This is a genomic window from Bradyrhizobium sp. (assembly GCF_019242285.1).
GTDB lineage: Bacteria > Pseudomonadota > Alphaproteobacteria > Rhizobiales > Xanthobacteraceae > Bradyrhizobium.
Window position 1 is genome coordinate 1 of sequence record NZ_JAFAVV010000282.1, and the last position, 6,731, is coordinate 6,731.

Sequence of the window (6,731 nt, forward strand, 5' to 3'; positions counted from 1 at the left end):
CGATGGAGATTTCAATGAACCTCATCCAGCAGCTCGAAAAAGAGCAATTCGCCAAGCTTGCCTCGGGCAAGGATATTCCGGATTTCGCGCCGGGCGACACCCTGGTGGTGAACGTCAAGGTGGTCGAGGGCGATCGCACCCGCGTGCAGGCCTATGAGGGCGTCTGCATCGGCCGTTCCGGCGGCGGGCTCAACGAGAGCTTCACGGTGCGCAAGATCTCCTATGGCGAGGGCGTGGAGCGCGTGTTCCCGATCCTCTCTCCGATGATCGATTCGATCAAGGTGGTGCGCCGCGGCAAGGTGCGCCGCGCCAAGCTCTATTATCTCCGCAACCTGCGCGGCAAGTCGGCCCGCATCGTCGAGAAGACCGAGCACGCCAAGGCCGTCAACGAATAGCGGCCGGCGAAAGACGGTTTCTCGAAAGCGCGGGGCTTGGCTCCGCGCTTCTTTGTTAGGCTTCGCCTTCAGGCCACCCGCCGCTGTCGTCACCCGCGAAAGCGGGTGATCCAGCATTCCGGAGACGTCAGTGCTTGAGTCGATAGGCCGCGGCGTACTGGATCGCCCGGTCCCCGCCTACGCCGAGGCTTCGGCGGGCGCGCAAGCCGGGCGACGACAGCGGAGCCAAACGGCGCGCATCGTGGGCGACCATGATGCAATCAGCCCTCGCGCTTTTTTCTCTCCGTGCTATATCACCCTGAAATGGTTCTAGATCAGACCAGCATCGCCTGTCGGCGCGTCGTGATCGACGACCGCTCGCGATTGCCTGGCCGCTTCTTCGGGCGCTTTGCGACCTCGGCGACCTCAGAGCTTGGCCTCGCGCGCTAATCCCGCGCCGACGTTTTCCTTTTCGCGCGCCATCCGCGCGTCCCCAGTCATCACAAGCAAAACCTTCGGGAGCTCACGCTCATGTCCCAACCGACCACGCTGTACGACAAGATCTGGAACGACCATCTCGTGCACGAGGCAGAGGACGGCACCTGCCTGCTCTATATCGATCGCCATCTCGTTCACGAGGTGACCTCGCCGCAGGCCTTCGAAGGCCTGCGCGTCACGGGCCGCAAGGTGCACGCGCCGGAGAAGACGCTCGCCGTCGTCGACCACAACGTGCCGACCACCGATCGCACCAAGCCGAACCCTGATCCTGAAAGCATCGAGCAGATCAAGGCGCTGGCCGAGAACGCCAAGGAATTCGGCATCGAATATTATGACGAGTTCGACAGGCGCCAGGGCATCGTCCACGTCATCGGCCCCGAGCAGGGTTTCACGCTGCCCGGCACCACCATCGTCTGCGGCGACAGCCACACCTCGACCCATGGCGCGTTCGGCGCGCTGGCGCACGGCATCGGCACATCCGAGGTCGAGCACGTGCTGGCGACGCAGACGCTGATCCAGAAGAAGGCGAAGAACATGCGCGCGGTCGTCGACGGCCAATTGCCGGAAGGCGTCACGGGCAAGGACATCATCCTCGCCATCATCGGCGAGATCGGCACGGCCGGCGGCACCGGCTATGTGCTGGAATATGCCGGCGAGGCGATCCGTGCGCTGACCATGGAAGGCCGCATGACGGTCTGCAACATGTCGATCGAGGGCGGCGCACGTGCAGGGTTGGTGGCACCTGATGAAAAGGCGTTCGACTTCCTGCGCGGCCGGCCGAAATCGCCGAAGGGCGCGGACTGGGACGCGGCGATGCGCTACTGGGAGCGGCTTCGCTCCGACGACGGCGCGCATTTCGACCACGAGATCAGGCTGGACGCGGCCAAGCTGCCGCCGATCGTGACCTGGGGCACCTCGCCCGAGGACGTCGTCTCGGTCACCGGCGCGGTGCCTGATCCCGACAGGATCGAGGACGAGGCCAAGCGTCTGTCGAAGCATCGCGCGCTGAAATATATGGGGCTGACCGCGGGCACGAAGATCGCCGACATCAAGCTCGACCGCGTCTTCATCGGCTCCTGCACCAACGGCCGCATCGAGGACCTGCGCGCCGCGGCCAAGATCGTCGAAGGCAGGACGGTCAACGCCAATGTCAACGCGATGATCGTGCCGGGCTCCGGCATCGTGAAGGAGCAGGCGGAGGCCGAAGGCCTCGACAAGATCTTCATCGCCGCCGGCTTCGAATGGCGCGAACCGGGCTGCTCGATGTGTCTTGCCATGAACCCCGACAAACTGAAGCCGGAGGAGCGCTGCGCCTCGACCTCGAACCGCAATTTCGAAGGCCGTCAGGGCTTCAAGGGCCGCACGCATCTGGTGTCGCCGGCGATGGCCGCCGCCGCGGCGATCGCGGGGCACTTCGTCGATGTCAGGGAGTGGCGGTAAGCCGTTTCGTTCAACCTCGACGCTCGAAGGCAAGCACTCCTTAAACCAAGGGAGTGCAGACTTACCGCCGCGCGAACCAGCGCGGAGGTAGCGGGCGATGGCCGAGAAACCGGAATATGTCGACCTGATCAGCGCCCGCACGCGGCAGCACCGGCGTAGGCCGCCGCAGCGCCTGGCGAGCCCGCCCGAGCCCCCGGAAGAGGAACGGCGGCTCTCCCGCTGGCCGCCGGCGCGCTTCGCGCAATTCAAGCTTGAGACCTTCATGCCCTGGAAAACGAAATCCTGGAATACGAAGGACTGAGTCTGACGACGCGCAAGTGCGAAGAAGGGCGCCTCTCGGCGCCCTTCTCGTTTCAGCCGCTGCGACTTTGGTCAGTAGTAGTGGCGATGATGCCGGTGGTGCCAATAGTAGTGCCGATGGTGCCACCGATGCCAATAGCGCCAGTGATGGCCGCAGACGCGGCGCGGGCCGTAAGCGGTCCAGACCACCCGGCAACGGTGATAATAGGGATAGTCGTCATAGTAATAGGGATAGTAGCCGCCGACGAAGAAGCGCCGGTGGTGGTGGAAGCGCGCGAAGTGAACGCCGCCACCATGGTGGAAGCCTCCGACATGGTGGAAGCCTCCGCCATGCATCGGAGCCATGTGCATGCCGCCGCCGTGGTGGAAGCCGCCGCCCATGGCATGGAAACCGCCACCTCCGTGGAAACCTCCGCCGCCGTGGAAGCCGCCTCCACCGTGAAAACCACCGCCGCCATGGCCGCCGCCACGGACTTCGGTGATCAACCCGTCAGCGGCGGGTTGCGGCAGGCCCGCGCCGAGCAGCGGCGCTGCGGCGGCGCGATTGCCGGGCGCTGCGGCCAGCATCAGCAACGCGGCCGCAGCAAAGCCAAGGCGTCGGACGAGGCCGCGCCTTCGATCTGCATTCGTTGTCATGGTTCGAGCTCTCCCTGCACGCGGGCGACGGACTGCGCCCTGCCACGTCATGGCAGCCTCCGGCGCCAGCTCGTTTGCGCCCCTGCCGTCAACGTTAGAGACAATGAGCTGAACGCGGTATGAATGGCCGTGCGCTGATGTGACCTCAGGTTGCGTCCGGTCCCGCTGCGCTGATTTGCCGCTGATGCGATCGTGCATGGCGGCCGCACAAACGCGTCACGCGCGATGAAAAAGGCCCGCACGCGGCGGGCCTTTCGATCCTGCGCGATATTTCAGGCGGCCGCTCACCAATGGCGGTGATGATGGCGATGCCAGCGGTGCCAGCGATGGTGACGATGCCAGCGATGATGCCAATGACGATGCCAGCGCACCTCCGTGGTCGCCGATTTCGCGTCATCCTGCACCACCGCAGCGGCGCCCGGATTGATCAGCGATGCTGCCTTGGCCGGCTCGCCCGGTGCGGCAAGAGCCAGAAACGCGCCGACTGCCGCAAGGCCCAGAACCTTCGTTCCGTTCATTATACCCTCCTCCGTTTCGGGACATGACGTCAGCGCCGTGCGCCTGCCCTCTCGAGCAACCGACCCGCCGCGACGCTAACCAGTCTCAATTGAGCGACCTGAACGCGGACTGAATGTCCGTGCGGGGAACTAAACGCGGCGCAGTCGGCGCAGTTCCCGCCTCACGCCCGCAGATGACGGTTGCGCGGCCAGCGTGTCCATCGCGCCACACCCGCGAACGTCAGGCACACACGAGCAAGACCTGTGCGGATGCTAGCCCGGCCGCCAATAGCAGTGCATGCGCGGCACGATGACGGTGCCGCTCGGCCGGAATTCCTGGACATAGGTGGCGTCGCAAACGCGCTTCGCATTCGGTCCGGGATTGTAGTGCGGGTAGACCCCCTCCGGCTCATAGTTCGGCGTCACGCGCAACCGCGCCTGCGGCCGGCGGCGCGGCGGCGGCGCCTCGCGATACGCTTGCGCCTGCGCCATCCTGAGGTTGGAGGGCGCCGATTGCGCCATCACAACCGGGGCGGGAAAGAGGCACGCACCCGCGAGAGAAAAACAAATTGCTGCCATCCCTATCCGCATCATCACGCCCACCCCAACCTGCTTCTCGGTCCGCTTCTAACATCGGCCTTCGTGCACAGCTAGCCCCGTCACAAAATCGAGATGCAGGATTCCGCAACCCACGCTAAAAGCCCCCTCATGTGGACCCCCCTCAAAGCCCCCTCACTCGCTGAACTAGAAACCATGGCGCGGGAGACGCTGGCGCGCCTGCCCGCCCGCTTTCGCGACCTGTGCGCTGACGTCGTGCTGCGCGTCGACGACTTTCCGACCGACGACGTGCTGGACGAGATGGACGCCGAGACCGAGTTCGACCTGCTCGGCCTGTTCCAGGGCACGGCGCTGCCGTTCCGCAGCAACGACGACACCGGCCGCCTGCCGAACATGGTCTGGCTCTATCGCCGGCCGATCCTGGACTACTGGGCCGAGCATGACGAGATGCTGGGCGACGTCGTCCGCCACGTGCTGATCCACGAGATCGGCCACCATTTCGGCCTGTCCGACGAGGACATGGCCGAGATCGAGGCGGAGGCAGAGGAGACTGGGGCAGACCCGGCCGAGGCGCATTGAGGGCTTTATCGCGGCCGCCATTCGCGATAGATGTCTTTCCCTTGTCACAGCCAGAGAAGTGCGACCGATGGAGAAGTTCACCAAGCTGGAAGGCGTCGCGGCGCCCTTGAAGATCATCAATGTCGACACCGACATGATCATCCCCAAGCAGTACCTCAAGACCATCAAGCGCACCGGCCTCGGCAAGGGGCTCTTCTCCGAGCAGCGCTACAGCGACGACGGCAGCGAGAACGAGGACTTCGTGCTCAACAAGCCGGCCTATCGCAACGCCAAGGTGCTGGTCGCCGGCGACAATTTCGGTTGCGGCTCGAGCCGCGAGCACGCGCCCTGGGCGCTGCTGGATTTCGGCATCCGCTGCGTGATCTCGACCTCGTTCGGCGACATCTTCTACAACAACTGCTTCAAGAACGGCATCCTGCCGATCCGCGTCTCGCAGTCCGATCTCGACAAGCTGTTCGACGACGCCGAGCGCGGCGCCAACGCGACCTTGACCATTGATCTGCCCAACCAGGAGATCCGCGGCCCCGACGGCGGCGTCGTGAAATTCGAGATCGATCCGTTCCGCAAGCACTGCCTGATCAATGGCCTCGACGACATCGGACTCACCATGGAGAAGAGGTCGTCGATCGACAGCTACGAGGCCAAGGCCAGGACCGAGCGCGCCTGGGCGTAAGCCCGCGCGCCGGGGCCGAAGGTGACGCATGTTGCCCGAGATCGTCACCTTCTGGCATGGCCCGCTCGATCGGCTGCGACAGACCTGCCTGCGCTCGCAGCTGGTGGCGGGCCACAAGGTCACCGTCTACAGCTTTGACGTCATTCCCGACCTGCCGGACGGCGTCGGCAATGCCGAGGCCGAGGCGATCCTGCCGCATGCCTTCGCCGAGCGGCTGCGCCCGGCCGAGCCGGACGGGAGCTGGCGCGACTGGACCATCCTGCAGTTTTCCGACTTCTTCCGCATGCGGCTGATGGCCGCGCGCGCCGGCCTCTGGCTCGACGCCGACGTGCTGCTCCTGAAGCCGGTCGAGATCGATCCGGCGAGGCCCTATTTCGCCTGGGAGCGCCGCCACCTGCTCGGCAATTCCGTGCTCTATTTGCCGCCCAAGGATCCGATCGTCACCGCTTTCGAGAAGCTGATGACGCAGGACGAGTTGACCCCGGACTGGCTCGCGCTGCGGCATCGGCTGACCTTCGCGCTGCATCGCCTGCGCGGCTCCAGGCGCGTCTCCGACATCCGCATCGCGCTCTACGGCCCGGCGGCGCTCACCGCGCTGGCGGCGCGCTTTGGCGAACTCGGCCACGCCCTGCCGAAGCCGTCGTTCTACGCCGTTCACGCCGAGCCGAAGCGCTTCTTCGAGCCGTCGGATTTCTCGGCGCTGCTCGAGGACCCGGCCGTCATCGGCCTGCACATTTCCGGCAAGGGCCGCAGCAAGCAGCCGCCGATCCCCGGCAGCCTGTTTGCCTGGGCGGCGGAGCGGTTCGGCCCCTGCGCCACCGTTTGATCCATCGCAACGCGGGCGGCGTTCAGCGGATATGTGCCTCCCGCTCACGACGGCGCTCATTACGTCATTTCCGCTGGGTCGCCCAGCTTGCGAGCCCGCCGAAGCCTCTTGACCGCCGAAGTCCGCCTTCGGACGAAGGCGGTTGGCCTAGGCGGGACCGGGCGACCCAGCACGCCGCGGCCCATCGGTTCAATCAATGACGTCTCTGGAATGCTGGATCATCCGCTTTCGCGGATGATGACGATGTGCCAAGTGGCAACGGCCTGCCAATCCGCATGGCGCGGGAGCAAACGAGCACTCAGCCCATCTTCTCGATCGCGTCGGCGATCGCGATCGTCCGCTTGGCCATC

Annotated in this window: 9 protein-coding genes; 6 read left to right on the plus strand and 3 right to left on the minus strand. The window is 65.4% G+C overall.

Translation table 11 applies throughout. From position 1 onward, the window contains the following. The first annotated feature begins 14 nt into the window (after window positions 1–14). From rplS to JOY90_RS10860, 3 genes are all read left to right on the plus strand, one after another. Window positions 15–395 carry a 50S ribosomal protein L19 gene (gene rplS, locus JOY90_RS10850; protein WP_291691142.1) on the plus strand — a complete coding sequence of 127 codons (381 nt, stop codon included), beginning with the start codon at window positions 15–17 and terminating at the stop codon, window positions 393–395. A gap of 510 nt (window positions 396–905) precedes the next feature. Further along, the gene (gene leuC / locus JOY90_RS10855) at window positions 906–2,312 is read left to right on the plus strand and encodes a 3-isopropylmalate dehydratase large subunit (RefSeq protein ID WP_291691134.1); all 1,407 of its coding nucleotides are present in this window, start codon (window positions 906–908) and stop codon (window positions 2,310–2,312) included. 97 nt (window positions 2,313–2,409) lie between these two features. Continuing rightward, window positions 2,410–2,613: a hypothetical protein gene (locus JOY90_RS10860; RefSeq protein ID WP_291691135.1), complete on the plus strand. Its 204-nt coding sequence runs from the start codon at window positions 2,410–2,412 to the stop codon at window positions 2,611–2,613. A 71-nt stretch (window positions 2,614–2,684) separates the two neighbouring features. On the opposite strand, the gene JOY90_RS10865 is transcribed toward JOY90_RS10860, so the two are convergent. The 3 genes from JOY90_RS10865 to JOY90_RS10875 form a co-directional block, all read right to left on the minus strand. Further along, window positions 2,685–3,248, minus strand: coding sequence for a hypothetical protein (locus JOY90_RS10865; protein WP_291691136.1), 564 nt, complete (start codon window positions 3,246–3,248; stop codon window positions 2,685–2,687). Window positions 3,249–3,532: 284 nt separating this feature from the next. Further along, window positions 3,533–3,766 (minus strand): hypothetical protein, encoded by a 234-nt coding sequence (locus JOY90_RS10870; protein ID WP_291691137.1) that lies wholly within the window; start codon window positions 3,764–3,766, stop codon window positions 3,533–3,535. Between the two features lie 252 nt (window positions 3,767–4,018). After that, the gene (locus tag JOY90_RS10875) at window positions 4,019–4,267 is read right to left on the minus strand and encodes a hypothetical protein (RefSeq protein WP_291691138.1); all 249 of its coding nucleotides are present in this window, start codon (window positions 4,265–4,267) and stop codon (window positions 4,019–4,021) included. A gap of 186 nt (window positions 4,268–4,453) precedes the next feature. Here JOY90_RS10875 and JOY90_RS10880 point away from each other — a divergent pair, with 186 nt between their 5' ends. From JOY90_RS10880 to JOY90_RS10890, 3 genes are all read left to right on the plus strand, one after another. After that, window positions 4,454–4,882: a metallopeptidase family protein gene (locus JOY90_RS10880; protein ID WP_291691139.1), complete on the plus strand. Its 429-nt coding sequence runs from the start codon at window positions 4,454–4,456 to the stop codon at window positions 4,880–4,882. A gap of 67 nt (window positions 4,883–4,949) precedes the next feature. Further along, the gene (leuD, locus tag JOY90_RS10885) at window positions 4,950–5,555 is read left to right on the plus strand and encodes a 3-isopropylmalate dehydratase small subunit (protein WP_291691140.1); all 606 of its coding nucleotides are present in this window, start codon (window positions 4,950–4,952) and stop codon (window positions 5,553–5,555) included. A 28-nt stretch (window positions 5,556–5,583) separates the two neighbouring features. Then, a complete protein-coding gene (locus tag JOY90_RS10890) occupies window positions 5,584–6,381 on the plus strand; it encodes a hypothetical protein (RefSeq protein WP_291691141.1) in 798 nt (265 codons plus the stop codon). Window positions 6,382–6,731: the final 350 nt, after the last annotated feature.

What these genes read in the sequence shown, in the direction of transcription:
- JOY90_RS10865 (WP_291691136.1), bottom strand. Translation starts at nt 3,248, where the DNA reads ATGACAACGAATGCAGATCGAAGGCGCGGCCTCGTCCGACGCCTTGGC.
- leuD (WP_291691140.1), top strand. Translation starts at nt 4,950, where the DNA reads ATGGAGAAGTTCACCAAGCTGGAAGGCGTCGCGGCGCCCTTGAAGATC.
- JOY90_RS10875 (WP_291691138.1), bottom strand. Translation starts at nt 4,267, where the DNA reads ATGGCGCAATCGGCGCCCTCCAACCTCAGGATGGCGCAGGCGCAAGCG.
- leuC (WP_291691134.1), top strand. Translation starts at nt 906, where the DNA reads ATGTCCCAACCGACCACGCTGTACGACAAGATCTGGAACGACCATCTC.
- JOY90_RS10860 (WP_291691135.1), top strand. Translation starts at nt 2,410, where the DNA reads ATGGCCGAGAAACCGGAATATGTCGACCTGATCAGCGCCCGCACGCGG.
- JOY90_RS10880 (WP_291691139.1), top strand. Translation starts at nt 4,454, where the DNA reads ATGTGGACCCCCCTCAAAGCCCCCTCACTCGCTGAACTAGAAACCATG.
- rplS (WP_291691142.1), top strand. Translation starts at nt 15, where the DNA reads ATGAACCTCATCCAGCAGCTCGAAAAAGAGCAATTCGCCAAGCTTGCC.
- JOY90_RS10890 (WP_291691141.1), top strand. Translation starts at nt 5,584, where the DNA reads ATGTTGCCCGAGATCGTCACCTTCTGGCATGGCCCGCTCGATCGGCTG.
- JOY90_RS10870 (WP_291691137.1), bottom strand. Translation starts at nt 3,766, where the DNA reads ATGAACGGAACGAAGGTTCTGGGCCTTGCGGCAGTCGGCGCGTTTCTG.